This is a genomic window from Chryseobacterium sp. NG-CE01 (genome assembly GCF_055695505.1).
This window is the reverse complement of sequence record NZ_CM146369.1, coordinates 2,596,648-2,612,151: the sequence shown is the minus strand read 5'-3', so window position 1 is coordinate 2,612,151 and position 15,504 is coordinate 2,596,648. Positions and strand designations below refer to the sequence as shown.

Annotated in this window: 12 protein-coding genes; 2 read left to right on the top strand and 10 right to left on the bottom strand. The window is 36.3% G+C overall.

The annotated features are described in order from the left end of the window. Positions 1-42: 42 nt before the first annotated feature. Entirely contained in the window at positions 43-453 is a 411-nt protein-coding gene (locus tag ACYT6F_RS12235; RefSeq protein WP_472597948.1) for a 5-fold beta-flower protein, read from the bottom strand. A gap of 153 nt (positions 454-606) precedes the next feature. Between ACYT6F_RS12235 and ACYT6F_RS12230 the strand changes: the two genes are divergently transcribed. Beyond that, the gene (locus ACYT6F_RS12230; RefSeq protein WP_472597947.1) at positions 607-1,161 is read left to right on the top strand and encodes a hypothetical protein; all 555 of its coding nucleotides are present in this window, start codon (positions 607-609) and stop codon (positions 1,159-1,161) included. A gap of 355 nt (positions 1,162-1,516) precedes the next feature. Here ACYT6F_RS12230 and ACYT6F_RS12225 read toward each other — a convergent pair whose 3' ends face one another. From ACYT6F_RS12225 to ACYT6F_RS12185, 9 genes are all read right to left on the bottom strand, one after another. After that, positions 1,517-2,089 (bottom strand): hypothetical protein, encoded by a 573-nt coding sequence (locus ACYT6F_RS12225; protein WP_472597946.1) that lies wholly within the window; start codon positions 2,087-2,089, stop codon positions 1,517-1,519. A gap of 45 nt (positions 2,090-2,134) precedes the next feature. Continuing rightward, positions 2,135-3,307, bottom strand: a complete 1,173-nt coding sequence (locus ACYT6F_RS12220) for a DNA/RNA non-specific endonuclease (RefSeq protein WP_472601118.1) — start codon at positions 3,305-3,307, stop codon at positions 2,135-2,137. A 186-nt stretch (positions 3,308-3,493) separates the two neighbouring features. Then, positions 3,494-4,210, bottom strand: coding sequence for a hypothetical protein (locus ACYT6F_RS12215; protein ID WP_472597945.1), 717 nt, complete (start codon positions 4,208-4,210; stop codon positions 3,494-3,496). Then, complete coding sequence (locus tag ACYT6F_RS12210; RefSeq protein ID WP_472597944.1) at positions 4,197-8,090, bottom strand: phage tail protein; 3,894 nt, start codon at positions 8,088-8,090, stop codon at positions 4,197-4,199. The genes ACYT6F_RS12215 and ACYT6F_RS12210 overlap by 14 nt, the downstream gene beginning before the upstream one ends. A gap of 887 nt (positions 8,091-8,977) precedes the next feature. After that, complete coding sequence (locus ACYT6F_RS12205) at positions 8,978-9,256, bottom strand: DUF6966 domain-containing protein (protein ID WP_472597943.1); 279 nt, start codon at positions 9,254-9,256, stop codon at positions 8,978-8,980. Between the two features lie 7 nt (positions 9,257-9,263). Then, positions 9,264-12,566, bottom strand: coding sequence for a hypothetical protein (locus ACYT6F_RS12200; protein ID WP_472597942.1), 3,303 nt, complete (start codon positions 12,564-12,566; stop codon positions 9,264-9,266). 338 nt (positions 12,567-12,904) lie between these two features. Beyond that, entirely contained in the window at positions 12,905-13,306 is a 402-nt protein-coding gene (locus ACYT6F_RS12195) for a hypothetical protein (RefSeq protein ID WP_472597941.1), read from the bottom strand. Positions 13,307-13,362: 56 nt separating this feature from the next. Then, positions 13,363-13,530, bottom strand: coding sequence for a hypothetical protein (locus ACYT6F_RS12190; protein ID WP_472597940.1), 168 nt, complete (start codon positions 13,528-13,530; stop codon positions 13,363-13,365). Between the two features lie 296 nt (positions 13,531-13,826). Next, entirely contained in the window at positions 13,827-13,985 is a 159-nt protein-coding gene (locus tag ACYT6F_RS12185) for a hypothetical protein (RefSeq protein ID WP_169231035.1), read from the bottom strand. Between the two features lie 792 nt (positions 13,986-14,777). On the opposite strand from ACYT6F_RS12185, the gene ACYT6F_RS12180 reads away from it, so the two are divergent. Continuing rightward, positions 14,778-15,443, top strand: a complete 666-nt coding sequence (locus tag ACYT6F_RS12180; RefSeq protein WP_472597939.1) for a S24 family peptidase — start codon at positions 14,778-14,780, stop codon at positions 15,441-15,443. The last annotated feature ends 61 nt before the right edge of the window (positions 15,444-15,504 follow it).

Here is a 15,504-nt window from a genome sequence, read left to right as displayed (position 1 = left end):
AGCCTTCTATTTTTAAGTAATTTGCTAAATAATTATCTTCTGCTAATCGAGATTAAAGAAGAAAAAAACGACTGCTGCCCATTCTTTTTTTACTCCTTTTGCATAGCCGATCGTGCTATGGCTTCGGTTTTCTACCGTTCCGTCGTCTTTGATATAGCCTATGGTCATATGGCTGCTGTTTTCTATCGTTCCGTCTTTTTTAACATACCCTACGGTAGAATGGCTTCTGTTTTCGATGGTTCCATCACTTTTTATATAACCAATGGTTCCATGGCTTTTGTTTTCAACAGTGCCATCATTTTTAATATAGCCTACGGTTGCGTGGCTCCTGTCTTCGATGGTGCCGTCACTTTTGATATATCCTGCTGTATTTCGGCTTCCGGATTCCAGGGTCTGTGCGCTCAGTAAGGAAAGATTGAGTAAAAGAAAGCTAATGTATAGTGCTTTTTTCATGATTTTATTTTATTTAAATATATGAAATAATACACATATTGACTATGCTTTGAATTATAATTTTGAATTTTAGCCGGCAATTGCTGATCGTTGAATTTTAAAAAAGAATAAGAGAATTTTAAAATAATTTACATAACATTGCAAAAAAATTCCATGAAAATTTTCAAATTAATTTCAGTTGTTATTGTAACGGTATTCTTCGGAATTACTGCAAATGCTCAGAAAAAGAAACCGGCTGCACCCTCAAAATCGGGACCGATAGAAATGCCGGCAGATACCGAAACCCAAGGAATACCTAATGATGAGAACTTCAACAGAATGATTACAAAAGTAAATGAAGCCGTTACTTTTAAGTATGATACAAGTTACAAAAATGCGGATGTTTACGTCATGAAAAACGGTAAGGAAACGTTGATGTATAAGGTAAAATCTAATGATACGGGCGTTGATACCAAACTAAGAGCAAGAATCTACAATAAGAAAGTATATAGCCCGGATGGCAAACAGCTTTTATTCACTTATGAAACGGAAACCGCAGCCACCAGTCTGATAAAAATGATCTTCAGTTTCCCCGAAAAGAAATCTCTTATTCTTGATTTTTCAAAAGTATATGAAAGTGACGGTTATACGATGATTAAATCAGAAACTTTTGAGAAATATCCTATTTTTTACTATTATTCATTTTATACTAATGCAAAAAGTAATTAAGATCTGAAACCTTCATCTATTTGGGCAAGATTTATTTAAAAAGCAGAAGCGAAATTTCAAAATTGAAATTTCGCTTCTGCTTTTTAAATAAAATTTATAGTTTCAATGCTTACAGTCCAGAACTTCACAATGGCATTTTCAATACGTTGGCGTATTTTACGGATAACACCAAAAACCTTATCAGCCAAGCCGCCAATTCCAAGTAAAGAAGCTAAAAAGCCGATTAAAACAGGAACCGCTTTACCTAAAGCATTTTCTATGGACTTGGCGACGGCATTTACATTTTCGCTGAGACTGATTTCAAATAAAAAGCGAGATTTCTGTTTAGAAACCTCGCTTTTTATTATTATTTATTTCATTCTGCATTATAATCTGTCAAACTATTGGCTTCCTCTGGAGCCTGGTATTTTTCAACAGCAATAAGTTTGCCCGGATCTTTTACCTGATTTATTTTTAAATCATGCGAATGACGCCATCCTGGCTCTTTAACTCCAAATGTTAAATCATAAATTATTTTCAATCCTTCATTTGTTTCAGCTACATAAAACAGTTTGTTATAACCGAGTTCTCTTCCCGTGTTTTCTGTATAACTTGTATAGCAGGCAAAAAGCTCGTCACTAACCAACCATCTCGGTAAACCTTCTCCTAATTTTGGATTTTTGTATTGCTTGATTTGGAATAAGGTGCGGGGAACAGCATCCGTTACATTTTTTCTATACAAATCCTGATAAATTTCTTCATCGTTTAATAATTCTTCTTGACTCATTCCTCTGCCATAAGAATTAGGAACTACAGAATGAAAATAATTTTGTGTCTTATTTTTTAGATTTTCATAATCATTATCCGTAATAGTAACATCTGTTTTAGCTTTATTACAGTTAAATTCGTCTATTATGAATGATAAAATAAATTTTTTGATTTTTTCCATTGTTTATTTCTATTTAGTTCCAAATAATAAATCTGATTCAGTGATCTAAAAAGGTTGACGTTTTAATAATCTATTTTGATCATCAAAAAGAGTTACAATATATTTTACCTCTTTTATTCTCTCCTGAGTGGTTTGGTTCAGATTTTGTAAAATTCTTGTTTTTAAATCTTCGTCTTTCAACATGTTTCGTTCATCATCGGTTTTCGCATAATCTGCTAATTGTTTTCTTAATTCAGACATTTCAAATATACCGCTATCTTCAGAATACTGCAAACTGACTTCTAAAGTAAAATGACTGACATCTGCAGTTTGTTCAACAAAATCTCTGATTTGATCTTCTCTTCTTCTCATTACAATCTGATTGTATTCAGCACTTGTCGCCACAATATTTTGGGCTTTTTTGTATCCGCTTCCTCCAAACATATTGGCAATAACGTGAGCCGAATCCATTCCTGCATTTTTAAGTTTTCCTTCAGGATCTTGCGTAAATCCGCGTCCTAAATCGTGTAAGGTAAGTTGGTTACCAATCACTTTAACCGGATATCCGCTTGGCGCAATATCTACTATAAATTTTTGCTTTCCCTCTGCATATTCATAAGTAATTCTTTTACCGCCATTCTCTAAATTCTGTTCTTTTATATTGTGGGGGAAGAATTTATTATGTTCCTTCTTTTTCTTCTTGGTTGTTAAATCGTTAAGTTTAAATTTCTCACCAAAATCATGAACATTTTTACTCAGGTTATCAAGATCTGCCTGTGCATTTTCTATTTTCTTAGATTTATCTGGATTTGTATCTACAAGCTTATTGGCATTGGTTAATGATTTTTTTACCCTTTCATTTCTTATTTGTAATTCATTGATCTCATTTAAAATTTCAGATCCTTTTCCTTCAAATTCATCAGCATCACTGTTTTTACTTACATAATTTTTAAATCTGGTAAGCTTACTTGTTAAAATTCCCTTCGCACTCGCCATGTAAATCTCCCCTTTTTCAAAGGTCAACGTATGTGATTCTCCATTCATTGTGAATGGTTCAGGAGTAATTTCAGAATCCATATTATCTATATGCTTACGATCAGCTTCTTGTTTTTTCTTATTGGATTTTCCAACCCCAATCTTACTCAACAGCTTGCCCGCCTTCCCTTTCACAAAAGTCCAGAACTTCACAATGGCATTTTCAATACGTTGGCGTATTTTTCGAATTACGCCCAAAACCATATCAGCCAATCCGTCAATTCTTACTAAAGAGGCTAAAAGCCAATTAAAACAGGCACCGCTTTACCCAATGCATTTTCTATGGATTTGGCAACGGCGCTTACATTTCCGCTGAAAATGGTTTACTTTGAAATACAAAAGCGAAATTTCCGGCTGGAAATTTCGCTTTTTTAGCTTTTTTATATAAAGCTATTCCGTTCTGCCTAACTTTTCCAGGACAGCCTGATATTTTTTCTGATGGTACGACCAATCTTTATCAGGAAATAATAGTGGTAAGGTTTTAACTGCTACCCGCATGTCATCTAATACCTGATCTAACCTTGGAATTTCTTTAACAATATCAATATAAAAGTATTGCCATCCTTTGAAACCATAATTTTGAAATAAAAGCTCCATATATTTGTAATAATCGAAGTCTAGCTTTACATACCATTCACTACCTGCATTACAAAATGCTATTGGCGGAGGAAAATCACCTTCCTCTTTTATAAAACATCCTCTCATACTATCATCAACTCCCATAGGTAAACGTTCAAACCAACCTAACTGTTGAGAATAATCTCCATCATTTTTTATATTAGTTGCATTTTTAAAATAATCTGTTGGATAAATTAATGGATCTGTAATGTCGTTTATTACAAAACCTCCTCTTAAAACTTTAATATCAGTAGGTTCTTTTAATATATCGTCCCAATTAACAATAATGTTAGACAAATTAAAATATTCCATGTCTTTATCTGAAATTATAATATTCTCTTCTTCTAGTTCTTTCTTTCTTCTTTCTAAAAACCTTCCAGATGGTGGTTCACAATCATAATAATTAGTATCACTAGAATACTTTCCAATTTCAATATTTGGATTATTTTGCAACTCTCTTAAGCATTGTAAGTATTTATCTGTTATCATGTCTAAGTTCTAAATTAGGTAATTTTAATTTTGCTTTCAAAATGTCTATTTGATCATAAAGATTATCAAATTTATCACTATTTTTTGAATAGCCTTTATCTAAATAGTATTTTTCCATTCTTTTTTCAATTAAAGGAAGGCTTATAAAATTACCATTTTTATTTCGTTCATCAATTAATTCTCTAGCAAAAGTTTCACTCAATCCAAATTCTTTCATTAGTGTAGGTCTTCCATGTTCATTTAAATTAAATTTAACATCGTCAACATTTTCTGATGGCTCCGGCAAATTAATAAAAGGAAAATCTATTGTTCTGCCTGTTTCCTTATCCATAATTTTCACATTAACCCATTTAGCAAAGTTTTGTATCTCTCCTTTTTTAGGATGGTTTTCCCAAGTAGTTTCATAGATCAAAGTTTTACCTTCTTTCGTAGCATTTTTTGCAAATTGTTCTGGTCCTTTATCCATCCCAGAGTTGGTAGATTGAGAAATAATTGATAGATTATTAATTCCTACCTTTCCTTTTCCTCCTAAAGCTTCACTTACCATGTGTCCTCTTCTCCATACGTTATTTTTCTTATTAAGAAGCTGAGCATGCGACCATCCTGGGATATAAATTGTACCATCACCCGCATCTCTATTACTTGTTAATGGATTAGCAATAGACTTTCCATAGCTATATGTGATAATGGTTTTTGGAAGTTCTTTATAAATTCTCTGTACCTTTTCGCCATCTTTTTCTGGATTTACTTTACCATGAATATGCAGAGTTTCCTTTTCCTTTTCGTTTTTGTCTGTAACAACCTTCAGCTCCTGTAAATCATAACGATCTTCTAAAATTTCAAGACGTTTTTGTATTTCTTTTTTATCACGATTTTCGTCTTTTAATAGTCGGGTTCCTTCTTTTACTCCTGCAATTAAATCTCTTTCTTTTTCGGCAAAAGTACGTTGATCTGTAGCTTTTTTCTCTTTCTTATCTTTACTACCAACCTCAATCTTACTCAACAGTTTCCCTGCCTTCCCTTTCACAAAATTCCAGAACTTCACAATGGCATTCTCAATACGCTGTCTGATTTTACGAATTACGCCCAAAACCTTATCTGCCAGTCCGCCAATTCCCAGTAATGAGGCTAAAAAGCCGATTAAAACAGGAACCGCTTTACCCAATGCATTTTCTATGGATTTGGCTACAGCACTTACATTTCCGCTGGCAATAGCTGCAACGCTGTCGATGAAGGCTTTAATGAGTTCCATAATCTGTGCGGCACGCTGGATGAAGAATTTCACCACATCAATAATCGCCATCGCAGCTTTTATAAATGCGCCTACCGGAGTCAGCAAGCCCATAATCCATTTTATCCCCGCCTGAATGACCTGCGTCTGGATCATGTCCATAATGGTATCCATAATCGTGGCTTTCAGGTCGGCAAACTGATCTTTAAGATGTTCCCAAAGCCCTGCTGCCCCTTCTTTACGAGCGATCTGTACCATTTCAAAACCTTTTTCAGAACCTGTCTCAAGGACTTTCATTACCGGTTCTCCAATCACTCTGGAACCGATGGCTCTGATGCCGTTCCAGGTTAAGCCAAGCACCTGTGTGGTGATAGAGAAAATTCCTTTGAGGGAAAATATATCTTCCGGCATGGTAAGGTCGATGCCTTTTGTTGCGCCGGTAAGCCAGGTGAAGAAGCCGGTTTTAAGGTGGGTCCAGATATTGGCCCCGAAGTTGGCAAATCCCTGTCCGACACCTGCAATAAGGTTTTTGAAGAAGCCTATCGGATCTGCTATAATCGCCATGACAACATCTGCAATGCCTGACAATAAATTGGTAAGTGTATTTTTAATTTCAATGATAACAGCAAATACCCCGCTTAATGCATTAAGGGCTTTGCTCACCAATCCGCTGTTTTGTGCTTTCAGCTCTTCAATTCTGGCATCAATCCCTGCGATATTATCAGCATATTTTTTAGCCAGCACATCGATGAGCGCATCTTTTTTGCTGTTCACGCTTTCTTCCAGCGCATTGAATTTATTCTGAATTTCAGCAATGGCATCTTTACCAATTTTGCGAAGGCTTGGCGATAAGCTGTTGACATAGGTCTGCACGTCTTTTTTGCCTTTGGCAATTTTGGCTTTGGCAGCATTAAGCTGATTGGTAACATGGGTTGCAATGTCGTCAATATAACGATCCATGGTTTTGATATACTCCTGTTTACCTGTTACGAAGAAAGCATTGACTTCTTTAGGCAATCCTACAATGGCATCACCTACTCTTTTGATATTTTTCCAGCTTAACCAGGATCCGCCATAACGCTTTTCTTTGTAGGCTTTCATTTTTAAATCCACATGATCTTCAAATGCTTTTTTGGCGATCTTACTACCATAATCAAACATCTCTGCAACTTTTTTATCGAGGCTATTTAAAATAGTATCGACCTCTGTTTTGGAGCTGTTGTAAATACTGTTGATGCGGTCGGCAATTTCTTTACGTTTCTGGCTGTCTTTGCTTGCCGTATTTTTTTGCTCGCCGTGTGCATGATTCAGTCCGCCTTTGCGGGCATTATGCATTCCGCCAATATGTTGAACGGCCTTCGATTGTGCCTGATCACGGGTTTTTGACAGCTCGGTATTTTCTGTTTTCCTGAATTTCTGTGTTGCAGCAGTACTTTCTGTTTTAGCCTTATTCTTTTCGTCTAAAGCTTCCGTAAATGAAGGCTCGTTGGAGTTGGCAAGCATTTTATCTGTTACTCCGTGGGTCTTCATCTCGCTGTCAATGGTATTTGTTTCTTCCTGCAGCGGTTTTTCCACGCTTGCAGCATCTCTTTTATTAGGCATTGCTTTTGCGGCATTCGGAATACCCGGAGCTTTTCCGGCGTTAGGTGTCGGCATTTTGGCAACGGAGCGAACAGGCTGTGCCCCAATATCAGGTTTTGCAGCTGTGGCTGAAGCAATATCATGGGTTGCTGCATTTTTCTCATTTTTAACGTCGGCAATTGCATTTTTATTAACCTGCTGGATATTGTTGTTTTTCTCGAAATCATCGGCTTCAGCTTCATCTTTAGGAAGCCTGATTCCTTCAATTTTTTGCTTAAGTAACGCTTTAAACTCTGCTTTGCTGAATGTTCCGGGTTTTTGGGCATCCATATGATCTACTTTACCTGCCTGCGCCATACTTTCGCGCTCGTTGGCTGGTGAAGGGGCCGCGGCCTGGGCATCACTGCTTGCTTTTTGTGCCGGTTCGTGGCTTTTCTGAGAGTGTGCTGTTGCAGATATTTTACTGCTTAACTGCGTAAATTCAGGATTATTCTGGGCATTTGGAGAAGGTGCTGCTTCTACGCTTTGCTCCTCTCCTTTATCTTTAGTTTCGGCTGCAGGTATTTCTTCTGCCTTTTGCTCAGGTTTGGCAGCTGTTTCGGGCTTTGCTGTTTTTCCTTCCTCAGTTTTTCTGGCTTCCTGATACACTTCAGCCTGCTCCTGTAATGTTTTCGGAGTATAATTGCCGGATTTAAGATTTTGATAATCTTCTATCTGGTTAATATTCAGGGTGGCCATATAGTCTTTTTCCATCTCCTTGGTTTCGGGATGGTTGATATCACCGGTCTTCTGCAAATTTTCTTTAAATCTGCCGTAAGAGATCTTTGAGCCCTGATCATAAATATTTTGCGAACCGTGAACGGCCGCCGGTGTACCATTGAGGCTAACCTTGCTATCATCAGGTGAGGCTGGCCCTGGAATGCTGAATGGATTTTCAGACTTTCGGGTTTGTACAGCAGCGACTTCTATCTCTGACTGAGATACAACCACCGGATCTTTCTGCTTTTGCTTTTTATTCTGGTTCTGGTGGTTTTTGTTGTCTGCTTCTACAGGTTTTGCTGCTTTCATGATTTAGTTTTTTTATTCATAATTGATGTATAATGTCATACAAAACGCAACTGAAGAATTGCGTTTTGTATACCTGTTGAATGTAAAATCTGACCCGGTGCGGGCGATTTTTTAAAGAATTTAAGTAATCGAAGTGCTATTTTGTAATAGGAAACAGGTAATGACTGCGCCACTTCTTTTTTTCCTCCTGTGTTTTTTGAGTTTTAAATTCTGTGGTTCAAAAATCTTATTTTTTGATGAGAATATGTTACTTTTTGAGCGATGGATTCTGTAGTTGCAGTAAGTAAGGATAAGGCGTGAGGCCGGAAACGGGATGAAGATGCTGATAGATTGGTGTAATCCGGGAACAATACATCATTGTTTTTATTTGTGGTTTAAATTGATTCCACAAGGGATTTGTATTGTCAGTGCAAAGACTCAGGGCCGGATTTACAATCCGGCCCTGAGTCTAAAACTTGTATTTTTTTAGAATATGATTATTCGCTAAAAAGACGATTGATAATCTTTTGCATTCTTGCATCACCGGAACAATTCTTTTTAACAGATTCATTTCTCTTGTGATGACTACTAAATCTAAATCAGATCCATCATACATTTTTTTTAAACCAATTTCAATTCTTAACTCTATTAATTCATTTACTATATCCAAAGTGAAACTATAAAGGTTCCTTTCTTAAAACATTGCGAAAATCATGCAATAATACATCCCATATGTTTAATAGCAGCATGTAATTTTAATAGATCACTTTCCTGAAATGATTTAAATTCTTTTGTCAAGCTTTCGATATTATTCATACAAACTATTTATAATTTTATCCTAAAAAAAATGAACATATGATGCTATATTTCAGGATATTAAACAGTAGCTACTTATTTGAGAATTATATTTAACTTCTCAATTCAATAATTTCAGATACCACTGCTTTATACAGATCTTCTCTTAATGCACTGAGTTTTTCATTGGCTTCAATGTCAACTTTCCCGTCTTTATATAATACGAAATCGTTAAATGAGCCCATACCTCCATATATATTTTTTATATTTGAAAGTGCCTCTTCTCTATTAATTACATATAGATTTCCAAGCTGTATAAAAGCCTTGCTTTTTTCGTGATCTGCCTCTTCCAATAATTTACTTATTTGCAGGCAATAGTCTTTAATTGTCATATTTTCTTTATTTTAACGGATAACTTTCTAAAACTTCAACTCCACTGATTTTCCATGGCTCGGAGATAAAAATTTGTTTTGTACCTCCCAGATAAATTCCTCCCTGTCCGGCAATTTCTCCTTCATAAATAAAAGTTCCGGCCGGTATTTTAATTTTATATGCCATATTTATGATCGATTTATCTCCTGTTGGCCATACAGGAAGTATTGCTTTATCTATTCTAACCTGTAAGACCCCAGCCGGCGGATCTTCAGAAAAATATTGACCAAGTGGCTTGCCAGATTCTCCAGCTCTGTAATAAATTTTGTCTTGCTTCAATTTAGAGCCTTTATATTTTCCAGCCATAAATGATGATGATTGAGTACCAGTTAATTCAGGAGCACCATCCTCAAGAATAATTCTGTCCTCATAAATTACTACATCAGGATCTTTTTTAGAGTCTGAATTTTTATCAAATATACCATCTTTAGTTGTTTCAGCATCAAGATCATTGTTATTATTAATTTTTCTATTTTTTTCTTGTAGCGGCTGCTCATGCATCCTATCCGGAACCGTCTGCTCTTCAAAAGGGAGCTGGTTTAAATTACGTTTTTGTGGTACCGTATTCTTTTTCCTGAAAGGTTCAGTCACCCAGTCCTGTGCTTTTTTATAAGCCGCTTTGAAATTCTGTGCCGCTTTTATCCAGGTTTCTTTTTTGAAAACAGAAGTTATCTTTCGAGGGATGGAAACAATTTTTGCTTTGAGTCCGTTTCTTGCATTAATGAACATCCGTTTGCCAAAAGTTCTCGGATTTGTTTTGGCCAGATTTTTTACGGATGCCCCTCCTTTTTGAGAAGCTTTTCCACCGACCATCGCCAGAATAGCCATTCCGGAATTGGTAATATCACTTTTCAGCTCACCGGAATTTTTAAATAAAACTTCAGCCGTTTTTGCCGTATGGATATCATAAATATTTTTAATGCCATTGAGTATATTTAATCCTAATGCGATGGCCCCGATCCAGAACGTGATCGTTCCCATAGTGATGGTTGCTCCTCCGAGCCAGGCCGCTAATGGAGCCAATCCACCTAATGTAAAAATAGATCCTACAGCAGCTGCCAATGTTAGAATACCCAATATTCCGGTGATTACCCCTGCAATACCCAGCACTTTATTGGCAATTCCGGCAGCTTTCTGAAGAATCATTCCTACCGGATCCTGGGAGAAACCTTTCCAATTTGTGAGATCATCCCATATTCCCTGTATTGAATCTGAAACAGTATGATACCACTCTACAGGATTAAGAATCGAATTGATTAATTTGCCTACATCGGTCCAGGTAATGGATGTAATATCGTTCCAAATGCCGGAAAAAGCCATGGTAATAGACATCCAGAGTCTTTTCAGACCAGTAATCCTGTTCAGGTTTTTGGTCACCAGATTCATTGGTTTTTGTAAGGCATCTTTCCGTTTATTGTTAAAGTTTTCTATCTGGTTATTCCTGATATTTTCAACATTTTCGTCAATTGAGGTTTGCTGTTCAGACTGATCACTATCGTAATTGGCGGTTACCTGCTCTAACTTGTCTTTTAAAAGATTTTGTTCATTTGGGTTTAATCCTCTGACAAAAGCAATCTGTTCTTCCTGTGTTTTAAGCTGTACAAAATCCATTAACAGGTGTTCTGAAGGATCAAGCTCTTTCGGAGCCTGCTGAATTTTCTCTTTTTCTTTTTGTGTTAAGCTATTTCGTCCCTCAACAGTCGCCATATTCTTATAGTAGGCATTCTGAGTTTTTGTCACCTCATTCTCAATGACGTACGAATCCTGCAATAATCCGTCAGCTTCTTTATTTAATTTTTTGCTTTGTGATTCTGCTTCTTTTAATTTTGGATTCAGCTTCGTCAAGTCATTTTTTGCCTCGGTGTTCTTTTTGGTATCTGCCGACAGTTTTGCTTTTGATTTTCGCAGAGATGCTCTTGAAGAGAGTGCTTCTTTGTGCATGGCTGCATTTTTGGCTTTAGCCTGCTGTGCATCATGGGCCAATTTCTGAACGGCATTTCCTGATTGAGATACCGCCTGATTTATCGTTCCTGCATTGGTATTTAGTTCTTTTAATTTTTGGGTCAGCTTTCCGGAATCGGCATTTTCAGGATCCTGATGCTTCTGCGATCCACCCAATAAATCGTTGGCTTCCTTATTTAAATCGCTCGCTTTGGTTTTATTTTTCTGGTATTCTTCCCGATAGGTTCCTACCTCCTGTTCAACTTTCTGCTGTCTTTTTACTGAAGTATCCAGTCCTTTTTCCAGTTGGCTCACCAGATTCTCTTTAGCCTGTACGCTGTCTTCGGATTTCCGGAGGTCATCGTCTGATTTCCGGATCGCTTTTTCAACTTCTCTTATTTTACTTTTCAGTCCTTTCGCTGCATCGTTCTGGGATTTCACCTGCGATTTTGCTTCTACTCCCTGGTCTCTGAACTCCTGTGCGGCAGCCACAAGTCCCAGGATATTAACTGTTGTCTGTGCATCCGGAGCAACTTCAGCCTGCTCACTGTCAACCGCCTTATCCATTCTTGGCGCAACAACAGGTTTAATATTAGCCGGAACGACAACTTTTGTTTCTTTTTCTCCTTTGGTTTTTGGAGTTAATTTTTTATTGTCGGAATTGCTTTCATTCTTATTATTTTTTCGGGAAGGTGCAGCCTCACTTTTATCCGCAGTCTTTTGTATATTGTTAGTATTGAAATCAGGTACAACCGGTTTAATCTCAGGATTTTTAATTTCAGCCTTCTTCTCTTTTGGCTTTTGATTTACAAGAGGTTTTGGTGCTTCAGGAATTGGATCAGCCTCCTTTACGATTTCTTTTTGTTCTGTTGTTTTTACCGTATTCTCAGGTTTTTTAAGCATTTGATGAACGGCAGCCTGCTCCTGTAACGTTTTTGGAATATAGTTTCCGGATTTCAGATTCTGGTAATCCTGCACCTGATTAACATTCAGGGTGGCCATGTATCCTTTTTCCATATTCTTCGTTTCAGGATGGCTGATATTTCCGGTTTGCTGTAAGCTTTCCCGAAGTCTCCCGTACATCACTTCAGACCCCTGATCATAAATGGTTTGTGAACCGTGAACAGCTGTCACGCTACCATGTGAACCGACCGGTTTTTTATCCGTTTTTGCCCCTGATTTGGTAATCTGACTTTCAGGCTTTTGTGACTGCATTGCGGCAGCTCTTATCCCCGAAATAAATCTGCTCAGCGGATTTTTGGGTTTTTGTTTTATATTTTGGTTATGATGGGCTTTTTTGACTGCTTCTACAGGTTTTGCTGCTTTCATGATTTAGTTTTTTAATTTCATAATTGAATGTAAAAGACATACAAAACGCAATTGGAATAATTGCGTTTTATATACCTGTTGATGTGAAAAATCATACCCCGGGCGGGAGATTTTATTAAAGAATGCAAGTAATCAGAAGTGGCATTAGCTATAATGAGAAACAGGTCATGATGAGGCCACCCCAAGTTTTTATATCTTTTATTTTGATTTCAATTCCGGTTCAAAAATCATATTTTCCGATGAGAAAACCTTAGTTTTTGAACAATGGATTCTGTAGCTGCAGTAATCGTTTTAAAATAATATTACTGTCATGCTCTAATCCATTTCATAGCTTCCGTTTATGGGTTGCTTTTGATCTGATCTTCAGGAAGGCCGATTGTCGGTTCTTCTTTTTTATCAGCCGTTCTGTCCGTTCTGACGCCGTATCGGGTTTCGATAAACAGATTTACTGCTTTATCAATCCAGTTGGGCAGATTGGTGGTAATCATTTTTAAATACTTATCATAACCGTAGCCCAACACAAATAATATCCCTGTGGAATACCATTTGTCATGCAGCTCGGCTCTGTTCATAAGGTAACTCATTGTAAATCCGACGATAACAACGATCATTAATGTAATAATGTGTTCCCACGGCTTTTTTTTTTCCTTGTTCTGTATTGAGATCAAGACCCTTAATAATCCTCCCGAAAATGCAATGGCAGTTCCGATTAACAGGGCTTTTAAACTATCTAAATTCATCTTTTCTCTTATATATATTGATTCAAATTTTGGTTGTGACACTACTTTCAAACGTGTCATAAATCCAGGTCCAGTATGTACATATCATCCAAAAACCTTTTGCTTTTCTGCATGTTTTTGTTTTCGTCTGTGTATGCAAGTTCATCAATGAGCTCACCAATGTCTTTTCTTGGATTTTTTACTATTTCTCTGTTTTTCTTTATTTTTTTTCTTCTCTTTTTCATGGTCTCTGAAATTTTTAATTGAAGAATTGTTTTTTAATCTTTTAAAACTGATTCATCCAAGAGCAGACGATCGCTTCTTTAAGCTTCTTCAGCTTAAAAAACAGTACAAAAGCAAAAAGCATTTTAGCACAGTTTTTATTTTTAAATAAATTCGGGAAGACTTTCGGATAACCTCCTGTATGTATAATGAGGTTAACAGTTTGAAGCTGTGAAGTGCTTTCTATGCTATAGAATGTTATTCGGATCTCTCATGGTTATATCAGTTTTAAAAGATATTGTTGGCTGTTGGTTATAATCTATCCCTGCAGAATAATGTTGTATATTGTTCTTTCAGACAAAAACAGCATCTCTGTTAATTCGGTGACAATCACCTTCATCTGTTTATCCTGATTACGTTTTACATAATCGATGACAAAATCTTTTCTTTTCTCTACTAATTCTTTGCTTCGTTTCATGGTTAAAGTTTTTTATGTTAAAAGTTTTTTTCGAATTTCACATCTTAATCTTATTTCCTTGTTAATTAAGGCCATAAGAAATCCTAAAGACTCATTATAAGCCTCTGATCCGATGTTAAGTATTATTTAGTTTTTTGATTTTCAGAAAAGTTGATAACCTGATATTCTTATTAAGAAATACCATTCAACATTTCTCCTACATTTTACTTGTCGTAAACGTTCATTGATGCCTGAAAGATCAATGGTTCTGCTTACTGAGAGTAAATTTGTTTTTTAAAGAGCGCAACATTTTACTGATAACTATAATTAATCGATATTTTATATGTTAAACAGTAATGTTTGTTCGAGATTTCCGGTTTGCTTTTTATTGTGAACAACAGGAATGGACAAGACAACTGCTTTATTTTTATCATTATAAAAGACAAAACGCATTTCATGCACCAAAAGCTACCACAATACGCACAAAACCTTTAAAACAAAGATTAAAAAACGCACTTTTTACATTTTTAAGATTAGAAATATTTCATTTGTTCCTATCGGCGCCAGATAAAATAAAAATGAGAAAGTCTAATCACAGTGGTTATCAAGGTAGAAACTGCATTTAATCTACTGATTATAAATTTATACCACGTTTTAAAACATTAAATAAAAATTCAATCATCAATAATATTTTGTATATTTGCAGTGTTCCATCTCAACAGCGAGACAAATATACGAACAATGTTCGCTTTTCAAAATTTATTTATGAATATTTTTCGTATAATTTTACCAAACAACCATAAACACATCAAAATGAACTATTTAGAATTCAAAGAGATCAGAAAAAAACTCAATATGAAGCAGGCCGAGATCGCAAAATCTATTGGCGTTGGCACCAGGGCCGTACAATACTGGGAGAAAGGCGAACGAAAGATCCCGGAAACTACTGCTTATTTTGTAACCAATTTACTTCTGGATCAGGAGAAGAAACAAAGTGAAGACAGTGCGTCACCACTTGCTTTTGCAGATCTGAAAATAATGAACGTTCCGCTTGCCAACCAATATGCACAAGCCGGCTATCTGAGCAGATTTGCAGATGAAGAATATATAGAAAGCTTACCTACAATTCCTTTTACCGATGATGTAGAGCACCGTGGCGAATACATGTGTTTTGAAGTAAGAGGAGACAGCATGGACGACGGGTCCTACGAAAGCTATCTTGAAGGTGACATTATCTTATGCAGAAATATCCGGCAGGATTACTGGATGAGTAAGCTGCATTATGATAAATGGGATTTTGTAATCGTTCACAAAGAAAAGGGCATCCTTGTAAAGCGCATCATCAACCATGATGTTGAGAAAGGCATTATCACGCTGCATTCTCTTAATGAATATTACGACGATTTCGAAATTCATCTTGATGATGTTGCCAAACTGTTCAATATCATCAGTACAAGACGTAAAAACAACAGAAGATAGATAAAACGACCTGATTTAATAAAATCCTCAATGTGAGGATTTTATTAGTATTTTCAGATAC